Below are 19,394 nucleotides of genomic sequence, written 5' to 3'. Positions count from 1 at the left end.
CCTTCCATCGTTTTCTTGGTTGAATTGCCCATGCCCCCCGGGGGGCCCCCCCCATTACGGGGTACTTAAGGCCCCACGGGGCGGCCGGGCGGGCCGGGGGCGGGGGCCGCCCGTCCCGCGGGCTCTCAGCGGTGAGAGGGGTCGTAGCCGAGGCCGCGGAGCTGGTCCGCGGCGAGCCGGGAGACGTTGTGGTCGTGGTCGGTGGACGCGTACTGGTGGATCGTCCACTGCTTCCACGGGGACGGGGCGGTCACCCGTCCCGGCGCCTTCCCGTAGTGCGCCACCCACAGCGGATAGCCGCCGAGGCCGTCGCCGTGCTCCTGCGCGAACGACCACGAGCTGTAGAAGAACGCCTTCACGCCGGTCTTCTGGTGGACGCGATCCAGCCAGCGCTTGGCCCACTCGTTGACCTGGTGGCCGGAACGACCGTCGGTCGTCTCCAGGTCGAGCATGAGCAGGTCGCCGGGCTGCAGGCCGGCCGACGTCACCGCCGAAAGGAAGTGGTCGGCCTCCCGCACGGGGTCGTTCTTCGGGTGCCCGTAGTGGTAGGCGCCGCGGACCAGGCCGTTCTGGCGGATCTTCGCCCAGTTCGCGGCGAAGGTCGCGTCGTCGCGACCGGTTCCCTCGGTGGCCTTGGCGATGCCGAACGCGAGGCGGCCGCCGCCCCAGTCGACGCCCCGGTCGTAGGTCGACACGTCCACCCCCTGCGGGAGCGGCGCCGGCGGCGCGGCGGCGTTGGACGGGGCGGCCAGATGGAACAGGGCCCCGCCGGCGATCGCCGAGGTCGCCAGCAGCTTCACGAGCCGTTTCATCGGTCCTCCCTCCTCGTGGCGCGGCCGTGCTTGAGGAAGACCAGCAGCGAGATCACCAGGAAGGCGACCGCGCCGAAGGCGCCCCAGAGCTCGACGGAGGGACCGTCCGCGGGCGCGGGCGGGGTGTAGGCCATCGCGGCCGTCTTCGCGCCGGTCCCGGAGTGGTCGCCGGACTGCCGCGCGGGCGCGGCGGCCGGCGTGCGGCCGATCGGGACCTTCTCGGGGTGCCCGTAGCCGACGACGCTGTCCTGGTCGCGGACCTTCCGCTTGACGAACCGGCCGTCGACGTTGCCCTCGATGGTGTGGATCCGCCCGCCGTCGACCTTGGTGACGATCCCGACGTGGTCGATACCGTCGATGCTCTTGCCGCCGGACCAGTCGTAGAAGACCAGCGCGCCGGGCGCGGGCTCGGTGTCGAACGCCTTGTGCTTCTTGAAGAACGCCGCGTGGGAGGGCGTGTAGGCGAACTTCCCGACCTGTTTGGCCACGCCCGCCTTCGTCGCTCCCCAGACGAGGAACATGTCGCACCAGGCGGCGTTCGAGAAGTCGTAGGAATGGTCGACGTTCTTGGAGTACCAATCCCCGAACTTGGTGTAGCCGCCTCCCTTCTCCGTGTACCCGAGCTCGGACTCGAGATTCTTGATCATTTCCTGGATGCCCGTGTCCAAGGGCTGTCCACCTCTCCTTTTCCGCCTGCCGGGTTAGCTGACGGGTTCGGGCCAGGAGACGGCCCTACCGCTGGCGACCAGCGGATTCACCCCAACGAACCTGGGTCCCCGGCTCCCCGCTGAGAGGGATTCGGCGTCCGGCCGGACTTCGGCCGATGCGGTGGAGACTAAGCACGCGATAAGGGCGTCGCCAAATTTCCAGGGCAAATAAATTATGCGTAAGGCGGCGGCTCGGGATGGCGAAATCCCCGGTGCCGCAGCGGTTTCCGGGCGCGCTTTTCCATGCACCGGCGGCCGGAGTCAACCGATCGATGGATGCGCCGCGTCGCCCGGACGGATCGCGGCGTTCCGACCATCCCCGGATGGGAGCCGGGCCAGCGGCGGCGATCGTGGGGCGTGAACGGCCGGAACCGAGCACGAGGAGGACGTCCGGTGAACGACACGATCGGCACGGCGATCCGCCTGCGGCGCCGCGCGCTGGGCATCACGCAGGCCGGGCTGGCCCGGCTCGCCGGCCTCGACCAGCCGGCGGTGTCCCGCCTGGAGTCCGGTTCCCGGCTCCCGCCGCTGCCGGTGCTGGAGCGCGTCGCGGACGTCCTGGGGCTGCGCCTCACGATCGGCCTGGAGCCGCTGACGGCACCGGAGGACGGCACCGCGAACCCGCCGCGTCGCTGAGCGTGCGGGCTCAGCCGGGCAGCCGGATGAGGCGCCGCTCGACGGCCGCGGTCACCGCGGCCGTCCGGGTGTCGACGCCGAGCTTGGCGAAGATGTGCACCAGGTGCGTCTTGACGGTGGCCTCGCTGATGAACAGGCGGCGCGCGATCCGCTGGTTGGACAGCCCCGTGGCCAGCAGTTCGAGGATCTCGATCTCGCGCGGGCTGAGCGCCGGGGCCGGTTCGCGGACCCGGTTCATCAGCCGGGTCGCGACCCGCGGCGACAGCGCCGTCTCGCCCCGCGCCGCCGTGCGGATGCCGCGGAACAGCTCGTCCGGCGGGCCGGCCTTGAGCAGGTACCCGTCCGCGCCGACGTCGATCGCGCGGGCGATGTCGGCGTCGGAGTCGTAGGTGGTCAGCACCAGCACGCGCGGCGGGTCCGGCAGCGCGAGGATCCGCCGGGTCGCCTCCACGCCGTCGATGCCCTCGCCGAGCTGCAGGTCCATCAGGACGAGGTCGGTGGGGACGAGCCCGGCCTGCCGGACCGCCTCCTCGCCGTCCGCGGCCTCCGCGACGACCTCGATGTCCGGTTCGCCGCCCAGCAGGGCGCGCAGCCCGGCCCGGACGACGGGGTGGTCGTCCACGATCGTCACCCGAACCGCGCTCATCCGGTCCTCCCCTCCCCCTCGCCCGCCGCGTCCCGCCGCGGGACGGCGGCCGCGACGACGGTCCCCGCGCCGGGCGCGCTCTCGACCGTGAGCACCCCGCCGACCTCGGCGATCCGGTCCCGCATCGCGGGGATCCCGTAGCCGCGGCCCGGCGCGGACGCCGTGCGGGACGGATCGAAGCCCGACCCGTCGTCGGCCACGTCCAGCGAGACCCCGTCGTCGAGGTAGGTCAGCGTGACCATCACCGTGGACGCGTCCGCGTGGTCGCGGGCGTTGGCGACGGCGCCCTGCGCGACGCGGAGCATCGCCGTCTGCACCTCGACGTCCAGGGGATATTCTTCCCCCTCCGCCCGGAACCGCACGCGCGGGCCGGCGGCCCGCGACTCCGCGCCGACCAGGTCGGCGAGCGCGCCGGGCAGCGACCCGGCGCCCAGCCCGGGCGGCGCCAGCGCGCGGACGAAGTGGCGGGCCTCCTCCAGGTTCGCCGCGGCGGCCTCGGCCGCGTCCCGCAGGTGGCGGCGGGCGGCGCCCGGCGCGGTGTCCCACTGCCGGTCGGCCGCCTGGAGCAGGATCCCCATGCTGGTCAGCCCCTGCGCGAGGGTGTCGTGGATCTCCCGGGACAGCCGCTCGCGCTCCTCCAGAACCCCCGCCGCGCGCTGCGTGGCGGCCAGCTCGCCGCGCGTGCGGACCAGGGCGTCGATGAGCCGCTGCAGCTCCAGGAAGATGACCGCGGACATCGCGGCGACCGCGACCGGCGCGAGCACCAGGCTCGGGTCGAGCCGGTCCGCCAGGTAGATCTGCGCGAAGATCACCGCGCCGGTGAGCACGATGACCGTGACGATCGCGGCGCGCGGCGACAGCAGCCGCAGCGCGAGGAAGAACAGCGGGACCGCGCACCAGGCGAAGCTCGGCGCCGCGACGTCCAGCGCCAGCCAGAACAGCACGACGACGGCCAGCCAGGCGAGTCGGCCGCGGCGGCCGAGCGCGTCCCATCCCGCGACACCGGCCGCGTACGCCACGGCCGTCACTCCGCACAGCACGAGCCACACGGCGGTCGTGCCGCCCAGCCCGTGCCGGACCACCAGCCGGGACGCGGACGCCGCGAGCAGCAGGAAGAACCCCGCGTGCATCGCGAGGTGGATCCGGTGCTCGGTGCCCGTCACGTCTGCTGTCTCCCCCCGCGAACCGCCGCGCAAGCCTTCCCCGAGCAGCCTCGCCCGCCCGGTGACCGGCGGCATCGTCCGATCGGTTGATCCGGCCGTCCACCGATCCGACCTCCGCGATCAACCGGGCCCGCGATGGCCCGGCGCCCGTTCCCGGCGAGGCTCGAAGACGTCGGATCGACGCCACCACCACGAAGGGAACGTCATGCAGGAGCCGCAGAAGACCGAGGCCGCGCGGGAGTCCGGGAAGCCGCGCGTCCGCGTCAGAACCCTGGCCGGGGCGGCCGCCGGGCTCGCCATCGTCGCGGGCGCCGTCGGGGTGTCCGCCGCCGCCGGGGCGTCCGCGTCCACCGCCGCGCCGGTGAAGGTGCCGCCCGCGCCGCAGGCCGTGCAGGACGTCCGGACGCTGAACACCGATGCCGCCATGCGGATCGCGACGGCCGTGCAGAAGGAGGCCGCGAAGCAGAAGCAGCGCGTCGCGGTCGCGATCGTCGACCGGTCCGGCGACGTGCGCCTGGTCGTGAAGGGCGACGGCGCGGGCCCGCAGACCGTCGAGTCGGCCAAGCGCAAGGCGTTCACCGCCGTGTCGTTCGGGCAGCCGACCTCGAAGCTGGCCGGGAACGCGACCGGCGACAAGCCCACCGTCCGCGACATCCCCGGCACGCTGTTCCTCGCGGGCGGCGTCCCGGTCGCGTCCGGCGGCTCCCCGATCGCGGGGATCGGCGTGGGCGGCGCGCCGCAGGGCGCCATCGACGAGAGCATCGCCCAGGCCGGCCTGCGCGCCGTCCAGGGGCAGCTCGGCTGACGACCCGGCGGGCCGGGCCGCCGACCCCGGCGGCCCGGCGCCCGCCCGCCCGGGCGGACCGCACCGTCAGCGGAACGGCAGGTGGGAGCCGCCGTACACGAGGACGGGGATCACGGTGAAGAGGACCACGCCCGCCGCGAGCGCCGGGACGAGCGCGGCGACGGCGGTCCGGCGGGCGCCCCGCGGCAGCCAGCCGAGCACGAGCACCGCTCCGGCCAGGTTGAACAGCACGTAGGCCAGCCGGTAGTGGGTGCTGTAGCCGAACTGCAGCCGGACGGCCTCGGCGATGAGCAGCCCGGCGAGGCCCGCCGCGGCGAGGCTGCCCCGCACGTTCGCGGCCCTGGTCAGGCGGCCGGCGAGGCCGAGCAGCGGCCCGCCGGTCAGCGCGATCGCGAGCCAGAAGAGCCAGAGGGTGCCGCGCAGCTCCGACGCGAGGGCGAGGACGGTCAGGTAGAAGGCGCAGACCATGCCCGTCAGGAACGCGGAGGCGTGGACGGCGGCGGCTTTCGGCGAGTCCGCCCGGCGGCCGATCCACCCGGCGCCCACCACCCACACCCCCGCGAAGACGGCGAGGAGGTGGAAGGGACGGTGGAAGATGGCGAGTTCGGTCATCGCGCCGGACAGCGCCCGAGGGCGAGGAAGACCCCTGCTCGTCGGATCATGCGTCCAGTGTCGGCGACCGTCCGCACCCGGCGCATCACCGCACAGAATGATGCGCCGGCGCCCGGCCCGCGGACGCATGCCCCCGGCGTATCAGGGGTCCCGAGGGGCGGTCCGGAGCCGTTCGGTGAAGATGTGGTTGCGGTCGGCGCGGCTGCCGGGCGTGCGGCCGCGCCCCCAGCCGACGATGCGGCGGTACTCCCCGAACGCCCCGGCCAGGGCCGCCTCGTCGGTGTGCGGGGAGCCCGCCGGGGCGGGTCCGCTGAACGGCGCGACGTACAGCGCGTCGGTCGGGCAGTGGGCCTCGCACATGAAGCAGGTCTGGCAGTCGCTCTGCCTGGCGATCACCGGAAGCCCGTCGGGGCCGCGGTCGAACACGTCCGTCGGGCAGACCTTGATGCAGACGTCGCACTGGACGCAGCGGTCCGCGCTCACCACCTCGATCACGCCGCCGCCTCCCGGGGTTCCGCGGCCGTCCACGGATCCTCGAGGCCGCCGGTGAGCAGGCGGTGCTCGAACCGCGGCAGGGCTGGCAGGCCCTCCAGCCGGTGCAGGCCCCGGGACTCCTCGCGCGCCAGGGCGGCGCGGTAGCACCAGCGGGCGTGCGCGGCCATCGCCGCCGCCGACCGCGCGCGGAGCCGTTCGCGGCCCGTGCCCGCGAGGCCTTCGGACGTGATCCGCTCCCACAACGCGTCCAGCGAGGCCAGCGAGGCGCGGAGTCCGGCGCGCGTCCGGAACAGGTTGCGGTCGAGGGGCAGCATCTCGACCTGCACCGCCCGGACGACCGCCGCCGCGTCGAGCCGTCCGGGCCCGAGCCCCGCGCTTCCGGCGGCGCGGGCGCGTGGGCGGCGGCGTCCCGTCCCGAACAGGGCGGCGCCGCGGCCCGCCCACGTGCCCGACGAGATCGCCCATGCCCCGTTGTAGGCACCGCCTCCGCTCACGGCTCCGGACACCAGTTCCCGCGTCGCGACGTCCCCGGCGGCGTAGAGGCCGGGGACCGCGGTCGCGCAGTCGTCGCCGGTGATCCGCAGGCCGCCGGTTCCCCGGACGGTGCCCTCCAGAACCATCCGCACCTCGTAGCGGTCGCGGAACGGGTCGATGCCGGCCTTGTCCAGCGGCAGGAAGTAGTTCGGCTGCGCGTCCCGCATCGCCTGATGCAGTTCCGCGGGCGCCCGGTCCAGCCGTGCGAACACCTTCCGGCCCGCCGCGAGCAGCTCCGCGACCTGGATCCTGGCCCCGAGCGGATCCGGGACGTCGATCCGCTCCCCGTCGTCGGTGTAGTACGTGGCGAACTGCATCATCAGGCCCTTGGTGTGCGCGCCGTGCGCGGGCGACAGCGCGTACGCGGCGGAGAACTCCATGCCCGACAGGTCCGCGCCCAATTCGGCGGCCATCAGGTGCCCGTCGCCGGTGTCGACGTTGGTGCCGAACGCCCCGGACAGGAACGCGCAGCCGCCGGTCGCGAGGACCACCGCGCCCGCGTGGACGGTCCACGCCTCCCCGCCCTTCTGGCGGGCGATGCCCGACGCGCCAGACGCGGTCCCCGCGTCGTCCGCGAGCAGGCGAAGCGCCGGATGGTGGTCGAGGATCGTCACGCCGGACCGGTGCACGCGGCGCCGCATCCGCTTCATGTACTCCGGGCCCTGGAGGCTGCCGCGCCGTTCCACGCCGTCGTCGTCGATCGCGAACGGGTAGCCGAACGCGGCGAGGTCGTCGACGCGCCGGTACGTCTCGTCGACGACGCGGGACATCCAGCGGCGGTCGGCGAGCCGGGCGCTCTGCTCGAACCGCTCGGCGACGGCGCGCTCGCGCGCCCCCGCGTCCGGCGGGACGTACCAGAGGTTGTTGCCGCCCGACGCGGTCGGCCCGCTGGTGCCGCAGTACCCCTTGTCGGCGAGGACGACGCGCGCCCCCGCGCCGACCGCGGCGAGCGCCGCCCACGCCCCGGCGGGGCCGCCGCCGAGGACGAGGACGTCGGCGTCCAGCTCGATCACGCCTTCGCTCCGGGCGCGAGCCAGGAGTCGAGCGTGTAGTCCTTCTTCACGAGCCTCTGCTGCACGAGGAAGGTCTTGGTGCCGTCGAGCAGCTTCAGCCCGTCGGCGGGGAACGGCTCGTCGGGCAGCTGGTCCTTCAGCGTCGTCTTGAGCGTGACCTGCGGCGCGTACCCGCCGGTCTTGGCGACGTACGCGGTGTAGCCGGCCCAGTTCGCCTTGGCGACCTGCGAGGCCTTCGTCTCGGCCTGCTGCCACACCTTGACGATGTCCTTGTGCCCGGACAGGTACTTCTCCGTCACGACGGTGACGGACGTGCCGAGCAGATCGGGATGGTCGCGGGACGCGACGTCGATCGACCGGTAGCCCTTCGCCTCCTCGGCGACCTGGTCGGCGGAGACCAGGCCGCCCGCGTCGATCGACCCCTTCTCCAGCGCCGCGATGATCGCCGGCGTGTACATGTGGATGATCTGCTTGGGCTTCACCCCCGCCTGCTGGAGCGCGCCGAGCAGGTAGCGGTGGATGTAGGAGCCGGTCTGCACTCCGATCACCTTGCCTTGCAGGTCCTTGAGGGACGCAGGCCCGCCGTTCTTCTTCGCGACGATCGCGGCGTCCAGGCGGACCGAGTTGAGCGACACCAGCCGGGTCGGCAGACCCTGGCCGCGCCCGATCAGCGCGGGGGTGTCGCCGTACATGCCGATGTCGAGGGAGCCGCCGGCGAGCGCCTGGTTCAGGTCGGGGCCGTTCTGGAACGTCGCGACCTTGATCCTGGTGACGCCGGCGGCCTTCAGCGCGGGCAGCAGCTCGCCGCGCTCGTCGAGGAACCCGACGGCGCGGGTCAGCTTGTTGCCGACGGCCGATCCGATCACTCCGACGCGCAGCGTCCCGGAGCCGCCGGCGGCCGCGGACGAGCCGCACGCCGCCGCGGCGAGGACGAGCAGGCCGGCGGCCAGCACCCGGGGAATTCTCACGTTGATGCCTTTCAGGGATTCTGCGGGGGTGTGCAGGGGTCGCGTGCTGTCAGGAGGTGAGCGGGGCGCCCGCGCGGTCCAGCGAGGGACCGACCGCGAGCCGCGCGCCGGGGGTGCGCCCGCGGCCCCAGCCGATCTGCTCGCGGTAGCTGCCGAGGAGCCCGCCCGCGGCGAGCACCGCCTCGTCCGGCGGCTCGGGCAGCGGGTGCGAGCGCGGGTCGACGAACAGGGCGTCGACCGGGCAGTACGCCTCGCACATGAAGCAGGTCTGGCAGTCGTCCCGCCGGGCGAGCACCGGGATCCCGTCCGCGCCGCGGTCGAAGACGTTGGTCGGGCAGACCGCGACGCACTTGTCGCAGGCGATGCACCGGTCCCGCGAGACGATCTCGATCACGACGCCACCGCCAGGGCCCCGGCCTCCGGCCGCGTCCACACCTCGTCGAGGCCGCCGGTGACGAGCCGGCGCCGCTGGGCCGGGTCCTGCTCGGGCAGGTCGAGCCGCTTGTGCATGCCGCGCGTCTCGGTCCGGGCGAGCGCGGCGTTGTACATCCAGCGGGCGTGCGCGGCCATCGCGGCGGCCGACCGCGCCCGCACGACCCCGGCGCCGTCCTCGCGGAGCGTGCCGCGCAGCTCCCGCCACGTCCCGTCGAGCGACGCCAGCGCCGCGGCGAGGCGGTCGCCGGTGCGCAGGAGGTTCTTGTCGTAGGGCAGCACCTCCGCCTGGACGGCCGCGACATGCTCGGCGTGGCCGCCCGCCGCGCGACCGGACGGCCGCACGCCGGCCTCCCCGAGCGCCCGCACGGGACGCGCGGCCGCCCGTCCGCCCAGCCCGGCGGCGTAGCGCGCGGCGCCCCGCCCGGCCCAGGTGCCGGACGACATCGCCCACGCCGCGTTGTGGCTGCCGCCGCCGGTGAAGCCGCCGCAGATCAGCTCGCGGGTGGCGGCGTCGCCCGCCGCGAACAGGCCGGGCACCGTCGTCGAGCAGTCGGCGCCCGCGATCCGGATGCCGCCCGTGCCGCGGACCGTCCCCTCGGCGAGCAGCGTCACGGGGAACAGGTCCGTGAACGGGTCGATGCCCTGCCGGTCGAACGGCAGGAAGAAGTTCGCCTGCGCGAGCCGCATCGCCCGCTGCTCCTCGGGGGTGGCCTGGTCGATCCGGCATAGGACGGGCTCGCTGAGCAGGGTCCGGGCGATGACGGACCGGCCGCGCCGGCTGCCCGCGCCCTCCAGGACGCTGCCGTCCGACCGGTAGAAGGTGGCGAACGAGTAGAACGCCGTCTTCGTCACCGAGGTGAACGCCGGGGCGATCGCATAGGCGTTGGAGAACTCCATCCCGGACAGCTCCGCGCCCGCCTCCGCCGCGAACAGCGCACCGTCGCCGGTGTTGACGTCGCAGCCGAGCGCCTTGCTGAGGAACGCGCACCCGCCGGTGGCCAGCACGACCGCACCGGCGCGGACGCTGAACGGCCGGTCCTCCCGCACGTGGTACCCGGCCGCGCCCGCGACGGCTCCGGACCCGTCCGCCAGCAGCTCGGTGACCGGGCTGTGGTCGAGGACCCGGACCCCGGCGCGGCGCACCCGCACGCGCATCCGCCGCATGTACTCCGGCCCCTGCAGGCCCCGCCGGATCTGCCGGCCGTCCTCGTCCACGGGGAACGGGTACTTCGAGACCTCGGCGAGCTCGTTCATGTTCGCGTACGTCTGGTCGAGGACGCGCGCCATCCACTCCCGGTCGGCGAGATGCCCGCCGAGGCCCTCCCGGCTCGCCATCGCGGTCTCCCGCGCCGCCGGTTCCGGCTCGACGTACCAGACCCCGGTGCCGGCCGACGCCGTCGCGCCGCTCGTCCCGAGGTACCCCTTGTCGGCGAGGACGACGCTCGCGCCCGCCTCCGCGGCCTTCACGGCGGCCCAGGCTCCGGCGGGCCCGCCGCCCGCGACGAGGACGTCGGCGGTCAGTTCGTTCATCGGGTCTCCTTGGCTGTCGCGACGGCCCGTACTCCGAGGCCGTCGAGCAGGTCGCGCCGCAGCGCGATGAACTCCGGGTCGTCCAGGGACCGCGGCCTCGGCAGGCCGACGGTGTACTCCCGCGCGATCCGGCCGCCGGCGAGCAGCAGCGCGCGGTCGGCGAGCAGCAGCGCCTCCTCGACGTCGTGGGTGACGAGCAGGACGGCGGGCCGGTGCTCGGCCCACAGGTCGGCGACGAGCGCCTGCGCGTTGAGCCGGGTCAGGGCGTCCAGCGCGCCGAACGGCTCGTCGAGCAGCAGCAGGTCGGGCGTCCGGACGAGGGCGCGGGCGAGCGCGACGCGCTGCGACTCGCCGCCGGACAGGGTGAGCGGCCACGCGTCGGCGCGCGCCGCCAGCCCGACCTCGGCCAGCGCCGCCTCGGCCCGTTCGCGCAGGTCCCGGCCGCGCAGGCCGAGCACCACGTTGGACCACACGCGGCTCCACGGGAGCAGCCGGTGCTCCTGGTAGACGACGGCGCGCCCGGCGGGGACGTCGACCTCGCCGCTCCCGCTGCCGTCCAGCCCGGCGAGGGCGCGCAGCAGCGTGCTCTTGCCGGAGCCGCTCGCGCCGAGCAGCGCGACGAACTCGCCGGGCGCGATGTCGAGGTCGACGCCGTCCAGGACCGTCCGGTCGCCGAACACCCGCCGGAGGCCGCGGACGCGCACCCCGTTCCGCAGGGCGGCGGTCATCGCGCCACCAGCCCCTTGCGCCAGGCCAGCGCGCGCCGCTCGATGAGCCGGACCAGCAGGTCCGTCGACACGCCGAGCACCGCGTACAGAACGAGCACCAGGAAGACCGTGTCCATCTGCATGAACTGGGTGGCCTGGTTGATGAGGAAGCCGATGCCGCTGGCGGTCGCCGACTGCTCCACGACGACGAGGGTCAGCCACGCGACGCCGAGCGACAGCCGCAGCCCGACGAGGATCTGCGGGAGCGCGCCCGGCAGGACGACCTTCCGGACCAGCCCGAGCCGGCCGAGGCCGCAGGTCCGGGCCGACTCCACCAGCCGCTCGTCCACGCCGCGGATGCCGTGGAACACGTTGATGTAGAGCGGGAACACGACGCCGACCGCGATGAGGCCGACCTTGGATGTCTCGCCGATCCCGAACCAGATGATGAACAGCGGCACGAGCGCGAGGTGCGGCAGCATCCGGACGGCCTGGACGGGCGCGTCGATGATGTCCTCGCTGATCCGGAACAGCCCGGAGAGCAGGCCGAGCACGAGGCCGAGCGGCAGCCCGATCGCGAGCCCCTTCAGCACCCGCAGGAGCGACACGCCGAGGTTGCTGAACAGCTCGCCGGACGAGGCCATCTCCCAGCCACGCACGGCGACGTCGCTGAGCGGCGGCGTGGTGCTGCCGTACCAGCCCGCGCGGGCGCCGGCCTCCCAGAGGGCGAGGACGACGACGAGCCCGCCGGCCTTGCGGACGCGGCGCAGCAGCGACAGCGCCACGGCGCCCGAGCGCGCCGCGGCCGTCGGCGCCGCGGCTCCGGGGAGCGCGGATCGGGGCGGATCGAGCAGGTCGGTGGACACGCGGCACCTCCGGGACAGGGGCGGACGGAAGGAAGGCAGGCAGGAGGGATCCGGCGCGGCGGCGCTGCCGGGCGGAGGAGAGAGAGGGGCGGCCGGTCATCGGCCGTGATGTGCGGATCAGCGGTTCAACAGGACGCGCTGCACACGCGGAGGAGGTCGATGTGGCGCCTCGCCACCAGTACCTCCGTCGCGTTCATGTCCCCAAGGATGCACACGGAACCGGTCCTTGGGAAGCCCGCCGAAAGCCCGCCCGACCTGCACGGACGTCCCCGCTTCCGGCAAAAACCTATAAAACATACCGATTTACCAGGGAATATGCCGAAGGCGGCTCGCGCCCTCACGCGGCGGCAAGGTTACGCAGATCACACCGTCCGGTCAGGCACGGCCCGACCCGGTCGGCGCCCCCGGCGCGCGTGAGATGCTGCGGTCGTGGTGACGACCGGTCCGGAGGGATCCGCTCCGCGCCGCCGGCGTGGCCGTCCCGGCCACGACCAGGCGGCGATCCTGCGCGCCGCCGTGGAGCTGTTCAACCGCAAGGGCTACGACGCCACCAGCATGGGAGACCTCGCCAGGGAGCTCGGGCTCACCAAGCCCGCGATCTACCACCACGTCGCCGGCAAGGAGCAGCTGCTCGGCCAGGCGCTCGACGACGCCCTCGACGAGCTCACCGCCGCCGTGGCCGAGGCGTCGCGCGCGCAGCAGGGGACGACCGCCTACGAGCGGCTGCGCGCGGTGGTGCGGCGCAGCGTCGAGGTCCTCGTCGCGCACCAGCCGACCGTCACGCTCCTGCTGCGGGTGAGGGGCAACAGCGAGGTGGAGCTGGCCGCGCTGGAGCGCCGCCGGTGGATCGACGACCGGCTGGCCGAACTCGTCGCGGACGCCGTCGCCGAGGGCGCGCTGCGCGGGGACGTGCCGCCCGCGCTGGTGAGCCGGCTGCTGTTCGGCATGGTGAACTCGCTGGTCGAGTGGTACCGGCCGGACGGCGCCTACGACACGGCGGCCGTCGCCGACGCCGTCACCGCGCTCGCCTTCGACGGCCTCGCCCGCCACGAGACCGCCCGCAGCGGTCAGTGACCCTGTGGGGGGACGACCCCCCACACCCCCCGACAAGAACAGCCTGACCGCCGCCTTCCACTCCGCTAGCGCTCCGTTCCAGGCGTCGGTCAGTGACCCTGTGGGGGGACGACCCCCCATACCCCCCCGACAAAAGCAGCCTGACCGCCGCCTTCCACTCCGCTGGCGCTCCGTTCCAGGCGTCGGTCAGGCGTCGTAGTCGACCGTGACGGTGTCGCCGGCCGGGAACGACTGGCAGGTCAGCACGAACCCGGCGTCGACCTCGGACGGTTCGAGGGCGTAGTTACGGCGCATGTCGGCCTCGCCCTCGCGGACGCGGGCGCGGCACGTCCCGCAGACGCCGCCCTTGCAGGCGAACGGGAGGTCGCCGCGGGTCCGCTGGGCGCCCTCCAGGATCGTCGTCTCGCGGGACACCCGGGACGTCGTGCGCAGGCCGTCGAGGACGACGGTCAGCTCCGCCGTCGCGCCGGCGACGGCGTCGTCGGCGCGCCGCGGCTGCGGCGGAGGCGCGTCGACGTAGAACAGCTCGACATGCACCCGCGCGGGGACGGCGAGGTCGGCGAGGACCTTCCGCGCGTCCTCGACCATCCGCAGCGGCCCGCAGATCCAGACGTGGTCGAAGACCTCGGCGGGCACCAGGCCGGTGAGCAGGCGCGCGAGGCGGTCGCCGTCGAGGCGGCCGGAGAACAGCTCGACGTCGCGCGGCTCCCGGGACAGCAGGTGGACGAGCTGGAACCGCGGCCCGTACCGGTTCTTCAGGTCGCCGAGCTCCTCAGCGAACATCACGGTGCGGCTGGTGCGGTTGCCGTACAGCAGCGACACCTGCGCGCCGGGGTGGGCGAGGACCGTCGAGGCGACCGACAGCATCGGGGTGATGCCCGAGCCGGCGGCGATGCACAGGTGCCGTTCGCCCGCCTCCGGGTCCGCCTGCCAGGAGCCGGTGGGGGTCTGCACCTCGATGCGCATGCCCGGCCTGACCTCGTTGACGAGCCAGGACGAGAACAGCCCGCCGGGGATCTCCCGGACGCCGATGCGCGGCGCGGCGCCGGCGGGCGCGCAGATCGAGTAGGAGCGGCGCTCCTCCCGCCCGTCGACGAAGCGGCGCAGGGTGAGGGACTGCCCGGCCCGGAACGCGTACGCGTCGCGCAGGCCGGCGGGGACGTCGAAGGTGATCGCGGCGGCGTCCTCGCAGAGGCGGTCGACCGCCGCGACGGTCAGCTCATGGAACACCGCCGACCGGGCGGGTGCGGCGCCGGGCGCGAGGGTGGTCATGTCAGATCTCCTTGACGTGCTCGAACGGCTCGAGGCAGTCGGCGCAGCGGTACAGGGCCTTGCACGCGGTCGCGCCGAACTCGGAGGTCAGCCGGGTGGACGCGGAGCCGCAGCGCGGGCAGGCGGGGGCGCGGCGGGCCGGCCCGAGCGTGAGCGCCACCGGCCCGGTGCGCCGCGGGGCCGGGCCGGGCGGCGACAGGCCCGCGGCCCGCAGCGCGGCGCGCCCGCGCTCGGAGATCCAGTCGCTCGACCACGGCGGGTCCAGCACGACGCGGACCCGGACGCGCGGGAAGCCCGCGTCGTTCAGCCGGTGGACGAGGTCGTCGCGCATCGTCGCGAGGGCCGGGCAGCCGGTGTAGGTCGGGGTGATCGAGGCGACCACGGTCTCGCCGCCGTCCGGTGCGGGCTCGAGGTCGACGCCGCGCAGCACGCCGAGGTCGGCGAGGGTGAGCATCGGCATCTCGGGGTCGCGCACCCGCCCGGCCGCTTCGCGGGCGCGCTCGCGGGCCGTCGCGAGGGCGTTCACCAGCGCCCGCCCGGGTGTGCGCGCGCGACGACCTGCATCTCGGCGAGCAGGCGGCTGAGCGCCTCGGTGTGCATGCCGTCGCGGCCCGTCCGCCCGCCGATCCCCGCGAGGGGCGCGCGGTCCGGACGCTCGACGCCGCTGACGGCGAAGACCTGGTCGAGGACGGCGTCGGTCTCGTCGCGGACGGCGGCGGGATCGACGCCGACGCCGGCCTCGGCGAGCGAGGCTTCGAGAGGGTGCGCGGTGACCATTTCGGGCTGGAGCGGCCACAGCGCGTCCAGCGCGGCGACGAGCCTCCGGCGCGACTCCTCGGTGCCCTGCGCCAGGGTGAGGAACCAGCGGCCCGCCCAGTCGCGGTGGTAGGTGACCTCCTTGACGCCCTTGGCCGCCACCGCCGCCAGCACCTGGTCGGCGCTCGCGCTGAGCCGCTCCAGCAGCGCGAGCCGGACGACGGAGAACAGCAGCAGGCGGACGACGACATGCGCGAAGTCGCCGTTGGCCACCTCGGCGATGCGGACGTTGCGGAACTCCCCGGCCTCGCGGAAGAAGGCGAGCGCGTCCTCGCCCGGCACCGGCGAGCCCTCGGGGAGGGCGGGCACGGCGGCGGGGTCGGCGGCGGCCGCCCGCGACAGCAGCAGCCGCGCCTGCCCGAGCAGGTCGAGGGCGATGTTCGCCAGCGCGATGTCCTCTTCGAGGTCGGGGGCGCGGCTGCACCACTCCGACAGGCGCTGCGACATGATCAGCGCGTCGTCGCCGAGCATCAGGCAGTACGCGGCGAGGTCGGCGCGGTCGACGCCGTCCGGCACGGCCGTGTCGACGCCGGCGAGGGGGTCCTCGAAGCCGGTGCCGAACGCCCACTGCGAGGACTCGCCGCCGGCCAGGCCGTCGAAGACGCCGCCGAGGTCGCTGTTCAGGAGGTCGTCGCTCATCGGTGGTCCGCCCTCACATGTGCGGGACGTCGTCGGGGATGTCGTAGAACGTCGGGTGCCGGTAGACCTTGTCGCCGCTCGGCGCGAACAGCGGGTCCTTCTCGTCCGGGCTGGACGCGGTGATCGCGTCGGCCCGCACGACCCAGATGCTCACGCCCTCGTTGCGGCGCGTGTAGACGTCGCGGGCGTGCCGCAGCGCCATCACGTCGTCGGGGGCGTGCAGCGACCCGACGTGCACGTGGTTGAGGCCGCGCTTGCCGCGGACGAACACTTCGTAGAGCGGCCATTCCCGCCTGTCGGTCATCACTGGCCTCCCTTACCGGACCGCTCGGCGAACGCCGTCGCCGCCTCGCGCACCCAGGCGCCGTCCTCGTGGGCGGCGCGGCGGTGCGCCAGCCGCTGCGCGTTGCACGGCCCGTTCCCGCCGACGACCTGGGCGAACTCCGCCCAGTCCGGCTCGCCGAAGTCGTAGTGGCCGCGCTCGTCGTTCCAGCGCAGGTCCGGGTCGGGGAGCGTCACCCCGAGCGCCTCGGCCTGCGGGACCGTCATGTCGACGAACTTCTGCCGCAGCTCGTCGTTGGAGTTGCGCTTGACGCCCCACGCCATCGACCGCGCGCTGTTCGGGGACTCGGCGTCCGGCGGGCCGAACATCATCAGCGACGGCCACCAGAACCGGTCGACCGACTCCTGCACCATGGCGCGCTGCTCGTCGGTGCCGCGCATCATCGTCATCAGCAGCTCGTAGCCCTGCCGCTGGTGGAACGACTCCTCCTTGCAGATCCGGATCATCGCGCGGCCGTAGGGGCCGTAGGAGGTGCGGCACAGCGGCACCTGGTTGCAGATCGCGGCGCCGTCGACGAGCCAGCCGATCGTGCCGACGTCGGCGTACGACAGCGTCGGGTAGTTGAAGATCGAGGAGTACTTCTGCCGGCCGGCGAGCAGCATCTCCGTCAGCTCCGCCCGGGAGACGCCGAGGGTCTCGCACGCCGAGTACAGGTACAGCCCGTGGCCGGCCTCGTCCTGCACCTTCGCCAGCAGGATCGCCTTGCGGCGCAGGGACGGCGCGCGGCCGATCCAGTTGCCCTCCGGCTGCATCCCGATGATCTCCGAGTGCGCGTGCTGGGCGATCTGCCGGACGAGGGTCCGGCGGTAGCCGTCCGGCATCCAGTCCCGGGGCTCGATGCGGTCGCCCCGCGCGATCGTCGCGTCGAACCGCTCCTGCGCCGCCTCCTGCGGCGCGGGGTCCACGGGGGTCGTCGTCATGTCCGCTCCCTCACCGGTCGAACGAATTACTTATCGTTCGGTCAGTAATACGGTCGCATGGGACGGCGCCTCCGCGCAACAGCCCGCCGCCCGTCGCCCGTTGCCCGGGACCGCCTCCCCCGCGCGCCGGGCCCGCGGGCTACGGTGAGGAGGCCCGGACCTGGCCGGCCGCATCCACCCTGGAGGACCGCATGCACCGCCTCACCGTCCAGTACTTCTCCCCCGCCGACCCTGCGGCGTTCGACGAGCGCTACGAGAGCGTGCACGTCCCGCTCGTGCACGCCCTGCCCGGCCTGAAGTCGTTCACCCTGACGCGCCCGCAGGCGCTCGGCGCGGGCGCGCCCTACCTCGTCGCCGAGCTGTGGTTCGAGGACGGCGACGCCCTCGCGGCGGCACTGGGCAGCCCGGAGATGGCCGCGGCCGCCGAGGACGCGGCGAAGTACGAGGTCGCCTCCACGACCATGTTCTCCGGCGAGGTGCACGAGACCCTCGGCTGACGCGAGAGCCCGCCGCCGCCCCCTCGTCACGGACGAGCCGGGCGGCGGCCGCGTTCCGCCCGGCCGGGCACGCGCCCCACTCCGCCCCCTGGCCCGTGTTTCACCCGGCCGGGGGCGCGCCCCACTCCGCTCCGCGACCGCGGGCCTCGTCGAACACCAGCCAGGTACGGGTGGCGCGGACACCGGGGATGTCCTGGACGCGTTCCAGCACCACGTGCCTGAGCGCCGCGTTGTCCGGGGCCCTGACCAGGGCGAGCACGTCGTAGTCCCCGCCGACCATCGCGAAGTGCTCGACGTAGGTGATCTCCTTGAGCCCGGCCGACACCGCCCGCCAGGAGTTCTGCTCGATCGTGATCGAGACGTACGCGCTGGTGCCGAGCCCCGCCCGGTGCGGCGCCAGCTCCGCCGTGAACCCGGTGATCACGCCGTCGTCCATCAGCCGGGTGAGCCGCGCGTAGGCGTTGGCGCGGGAGACGTGCACGTTCTCGGCGAGGGCGCGCACCGAGATCCGGCCGTCGCGGAGCAGCTCGGCGATGATCGCCCGGTCCACCGCGTCCAGCCGTCCGGCAGAACGTCCCGGCCAGGCGCCGTCCGCGGCGTCATCGTTCGACATTTGGCCACCCTCACGCCCCATTGAGAACCACTTGTCGCTCATTATCCGGCATGTCTTGAACAGATGGTCGCCGGGACGGACGCTTTGGTCGTCAAGCGTCCAGAGAAAGTGAGGCGCGCCATGGCAACGCGGAAGCCCCCGACGGCGCGGGCACCGAGGCCCGCGCGGGAACCCGTGCGCGATCACCGGCCGGCGGTCGACGGCCTGCTGCCGTCCGCCGTCCCGGTGCGCTTCGTCGCCGAGGACGGCACGCCCGCCGACCCCCCGGCCGGCCGGACGGCGCCCGCCGACGGCGAGCTGCTGGAGGCCTACCGCCGGATGGTCCTCGGGCGCCGCTTCGACCGGCAGGCGACGGCGCTGACCAGGCAGGGCCGGCTCGCGGTGTACCCGTCGAGCCGCGGGCAGGAGGCCTGCCAGATCGGCGGGGTGCTCGCGCTGCGCGACGGCGACTGGCTGTTCCCCACCTACCGCGACTCGGTGGCCCTGGTCGCCCGCGGGCTCGACCCCGCGGAGGTGCTCACGCTGCTGCAGGGCGGCTGGCACTGCGGGTACGACCCCGCCGCCGTGCGGGTCGCGCCGCAGTGCACCCCGCTGGCCACCCAGACCCTGCACGCGGTCGGGATGGCGGAGGCCCTGCGCCGCAAGGGCGAGGACGGCGTCGTGATGGCCTTCGTCGGCGACGGCGGCACGAGCGAGGGCGACTTCCACGAGGCGCTCAACTACGCGGCGGTCCGGCGCGCGCCCGTGGTGTTCTTCGTGCAGAACAACCGGTACGCGATCTCGGTGCCGCTGGCCAAGCAGACCGCCGCGCCCGCGCTCGCCTACAAGGGCGTCGGCTACGGCGTCCGGTCCGAGCAGGTGGACGGCAACGACCTCGTCGCGGTGCTGTCCGTCCTGGCGTCGGCGGTGGAGCACGCGCGTTCGGGCGGCGGCCCGTCGCTGGTGGAGGCGCACACGTACCGCATGGACGCCCACACCAACGCCGACGACGCCACCCGCTACCGGGAGGACGAGGAGGTCGCGCGCTGGGAGGCCGCCGACCCCATCGCGCGCCTGGAGACCTACCTGCGCGGCCGGGGCGTGCTCGACGACGAGGCGGTCGCCTCGGCGGACAAGGCCGCCGAGGAGTTCGCCGCCCGCGTCCGCGACGCGCTGAACGCCGACCCCGAGCCCGCGCCGACGCCGCTGGAGCTGTTCGAGCACGTCTTCGCCGAGCCCACGCCGCAGCTGCGCGAGCAGCGGGCCCAGCTGGCGTCCGAGCTGGCCGCCCTGGAGGACTGACATGACGACG

Annotated in this window: 23 protein-coding genes and 1 riboswitch; of the genes, 5 read left to right on the top strand and 18 right to left on the bottom strand. The window is 74.2% G+C overall.

Annotated features, from left to right (window positions below):
- Positions 1 to 125: 125 nt before the first annotated feature.
- Both AB0C78_RS01340 and AB0C78_RS01335 read right to left on the bottom strand, forming a co-directional pair.
- The gene (locus tag AB0C78_RS01340; protein WP_360740442.1) at positions 126 to 812 is read right to left on the bottom strand and encodes a glycoside hydrolase family 25 protein; all 687 of its coding nucleotides are present in this window, start codon (positions 810 to 812) and stop codon (positions 126 to 128) included.
- A complete protein-coding gene (locus tag AB0C78_RS01335; RefSeq protein WP_360740440.1) occupies positions 809 to 1,459 on the bottom strand; it encodes a CHAP domain-containing protein in 651 nt (216 codons plus the stop codon). Before AB0C78_RS01335 ends, AB0C78_RS01340 begins: the two co-directional genes overlap by 4 nt.
- Before the next feature lie 27 nt (positions 1,460 to 1,486).
- Positions 1,487 to 1,626, bottom strand: a riboswitch (cyclic di-AMP (ydaO/yuaA leader).
- A 286-nt stretch (positions 1,627 to 1,912) separates the two neighbouring features.
- Between AB0C78_RS01335 and AB0C78_RS01330 the strand changes: the two genes are divergently transcribed.
- On the top strand, positions 1,913 to 2,155 hold the full coding sequence (locus AB0C78_RS01330; RefSeq protein ID WP_360740438.1) for a helix-turn-helix transcriptional regulator: 243 nt from the start codon (positions 1,913 to 1,915) through the stop codon (positions 2,153 to 2,155).
- A 10-nt stretch (positions 2,156 to 2,165) separates the two neighbouring features.
- On the opposite strand, the gene AB0C78_RS01325 is transcribed toward AB0C78_RS01330, so the two are convergent.
- Both AB0C78_RS01325 and AB0C78_RS01320 read right to left on the bottom strand, forming a co-directional pair.
- Complete coding sequence (locus AB0C78_RS01325) at positions 2,166 to 2,801, bottom strand: response regulator transcription factor (RefSeq protein ID WP_151543520.1); 636 nt, start codon at positions 2,799 to 2,801, stop codon at positions 2,166 to 2,168.
- Positions 2,798 to 3,964, bottom strand: coding sequence for a sensor histidine kinase (locus AB0C78_RS01320; RefSeq protein ID WP_360740436.1), 1,167 nt, complete (start codon positions 3,962 to 3,964; stop codon positions 2,798 to 2,800). Before AB0C78_RS01320 ends, AB0C78_RS01325 begins: the two co-directional genes overlap by 4 nt.
- 205 nt (positions 3,965 to 4,169) lie before the next feature.
- On the opposite strand from AB0C78_RS01320, the gene AB0C78_RS01315 reads away from it, so the two are divergent.
- Positions 4,170 to 4,769 (top strand): heme-binding protein, encoded by a 600-nt coding sequence (locus tag AB0C78_RS01315; RefSeq protein ID WP_360740434.1) that lies wholly within the window; start codon positions 4,170 to 4,172, stop codon positions 4,767 to 4,769.
- A 66-nt stretch (positions 4,770 to 4,835) separates the two neighbouring features.
- Here the strand turns inward: AB0C78_RS01315 and AB0C78_RS01310 are convergent, their stop codons facing one another.
- From AB0C78_RS01310 to AB0C78_RS01275, 8 genes are all read right to left on the bottom strand, one after another.
- The gene (locus AB0C78_RS01310) at positions 4,836 to 5,381 is read right to left on the bottom strand and encodes a DUF6518 family protein (protein ID WP_360740432.1); all 546 of its coding nucleotides are present in this window, start codon (positions 5,379 to 5,381) and stop codon (positions 4,836 to 4,838) included.
- A gap of 141 nt (positions 5,382 to 5,522) precedes the next feature.
- On the bottom strand, positions 5,523 to 5,876 hold the full coding sequence (locus tag AB0C78_RS01305) for a ferredoxin family protein (protein ID WP_360740430.1): 354 nt from the start codon (positions 5,874 to 5,876) through the stop codon (positions 5,523 to 5,525).
- Positions 5,873 to 7,423: an FAD-binding protein gene (locus AB0C78_RS01300; protein WP_360740428.1), complete on the bottom strand. Its 1,551-nt coding sequence runs from the start codon at positions 7,421 to 7,423 to the stop codon at positions 5,873 to 5,875. Before AB0C78_RS01300 ends, AB0C78_RS01305 begins: the two co-directional genes overlap by 4 nt.
- Positions 7,420 to 8,391, bottom strand: a complete 972-nt coding sequence (locus AB0C78_RS01295) for an ABC transporter substrate-binding protein (RefSeq protein WP_360740426.1) — start codon at positions 8,389 to 8,391, stop codon at positions 7,420 to 7,422. Before AB0C78_RS01295 ends, AB0C78_RS01300 begins: the two co-directional genes overlap by 4 nt.
- 49 nt (positions 8,392 to 8,440) lie before the next feature.
- Complete coding sequence (locus AB0C78_RS01290; RefSeq protein WP_151543513.1) at positions 8,441 to 8,785, bottom strand: ferredoxin family protein; 345 nt, start codon at positions 8,783 to 8,785, stop codon at positions 8,441 to 8,443.
- The gene (locus AB0C78_RS01285; protein WP_360740424.1) at positions 8,782 to 10,356 is read right to left on the bottom strand and encodes an FAD-binding protein; all 1,575 of its coding nucleotides are present in this window, start codon (positions 10,354 to 10,356) and stop codon (positions 8,782 to 8,784) included. The genes AB0C78_RS01290 and AB0C78_RS01285 overlap by 4 nt, the downstream gene beginning before the upstream one ends.
- Positions 10,353 to 11,084 carry an ABC transporter ATP-binding protein gene (locus AB0C78_RS01280; protein ID WP_360740422.1) on the bottom strand — a complete coding sequence of 244 codons (732 nt, stop codon included), beginning with the start codon at positions 11,082 to 11,084 and terminating at the stop codon, positions 10,353 to 10,355. Before AB0C78_RS01280 ends, AB0C78_RS01285 begins: the two co-directional genes overlap by 4 nt.
- Positions 11,081 to 11,929: an ABC transporter permease gene (locus AB0C78_RS01275; protein WP_360740420.1), complete on the bottom strand. Its 849-nt coding sequence runs from the start codon at positions 11,927 to 11,929 to the stop codon at positions 11,081 to 11,083. The genes AB0C78_RS01280 and AB0C78_RS01275 overlap by 4 nt, the downstream gene beginning before the upstream one ends.
- A gap of 429 nt (positions 11,930 to 12,358) precedes the next feature.
- On the opposite strand from AB0C78_RS01275, the gene AB0C78_RS01270 reads away from it, so the two are divergent.
- Positions 12,359 to 13,003, top strand: a complete 645-nt coding sequence (locus tag AB0C78_RS01270) for a TetR/AcrR family transcriptional regulator (protein WP_360740418.1) — start codon at positions 12,359 to 12,361, stop codon at positions 13,001 to 13,003.
- Positions 13,004 to 13,189: 186 nt separating this feature from the next.
- Here AB0C78_RS01270 and paaE read toward each other — a convergent pair whose 3' ends face one another.
- Genes paaE through paaA form a run of 5 tightly spaced genes read right to left on the bottom strand, consistent with a single transcriptional unit; the run spans position 13,190 to position 16,993 of the window.
- Entirely contained in the window at positions 13,190 to 14,275 is a 1,086-nt protein-coding gene (paaE, locus tag AB0C78_RS01265; protein WP_360740416.1) for a 1,2-phenylacetyl-CoA epoxidase subunit PaaE, read from the bottom strand.
- Between the two features lies 1 nt (position 14,276).
- On the bottom strand, positions 14,277 to 14,804 hold the full coding sequence (gene paaD / locus AB0C78_RS01260) for a 1,2-phenylacetyl-CoA epoxidase subunit PaaD (protein WP_360740456.1): 528 nt from the start codon (positions 14,802 to 14,804) through the stop codon (positions 14,277 to 14,279).
- Entirely contained in the window at positions 14,798 to 15,730 is a 933-nt protein-coding gene (gene paaC / locus AB0C78_RS01255; RefSeq protein ID WP_360740414.1) for a 1,2-phenylacetyl-CoA epoxidase subunit PaaC, read from the bottom strand. Before paaC ends, paaD begins: the two co-directional genes overlap by 7 nt.
- Positions 15,731 to 15,743: 13 nt before the next feature.
- Positions 15,744 to 16,034 carry a 1,2-phenylacetyl-CoA epoxidase subunit PaaB gene (gene paaB / locus AB0C78_RS01250; RefSeq protein WP_151543025.1) on the bottom strand — a complete coding sequence of 97 codons (291 nt, stop codon included), beginning with the start codon at positions 16,032 to 16,034 and terminating at the stop codon, positions 15,744 to 15,746.
- Positions 16,034 to 16,993 carry a 1,2-phenylacetyl-CoA epoxidase subunit PaaA gene (gene paaA, locus AB0C78_RS01245; protein WP_360740411.1) on the bottom strand — a complete coding sequence of 320 codons (960 nt, stop codon included), beginning with the start codon at positions 16,991 to 16,993 and terminating at the stop codon, positions 16,034 to 16,036. Before paaA ends, paaB begins: the two co-directional genes overlap by 1 nt.
- A 191-nt stretch (positions 16,994 to 17,184) precedes the next feature.
- Here paaA and AB0C78_RS01240 point away from each other — a divergent pair, with 191 nt between their 5' ends.
- The gene (locus tag AB0C78_RS01240; RefSeq protein WP_360740409.1) at positions 17,185 to 17,490 is read left to right on the top strand and encodes an EthD family reductase; all 306 of its coding nucleotides are present in this window, start codon (positions 17,185 to 17,187) and stop codon (positions 17,488 to 17,490) included.
- Positions 17,491 to 17,590: 100 nt separating this feature from the next.
- Here the strand turns inward: AB0C78_RS01240 and AB0C78_RS01235 are convergent, their stop codons facing one another.
- Positions 17,591 to 18,103 carry an Lrp/AsnC family transcriptional regulator gene (locus AB0C78_RS01235; protein ID WP_208267558.1) on the bottom strand — a complete coding sequence of 171 codons (513 nt, stop codon included), beginning with the start codon at positions 18,101 to 18,103 and terminating at the stop codon, positions 17,591 to 17,593.
- Positions 18,104 to 18,277: 174 nt separating this feature from the next.
- Here AB0C78_RS01235 and pdhA point away from each other — a divergent pair, with 174 nt between their 5' ends.
- Positions 18,278 to 19,384, top strand: coding sequence for a pyruvate dehydrogenase (acetyl-transferring) E1 component subunit alpha (gene pdhA / locus AB0C78_RS01230; RefSeq protein ID WP_360740407.1), 1,107 nt, complete (start codon positions 18,278 to 18,280; stop codon positions 19,382 to 19,384).
- Positions 19,385 to 19,394: the final 10 nt, after the last annotated feature.

It is taken from the genome of Actinomadura sp. NPDC048394, from assembly GCF_040651755.1.
Classification (GTDB): Bacteria; Actinomycetota; Actinomycetes; order Streptosporangiales; family Streptosporangiaceae; genus Spirillospora; species Spirillospora montaniterrae.
Note: the sequence above shows the minus strand (reverse complement) of the source record. Positions and strands in the feature narration are given on the sequence as shown.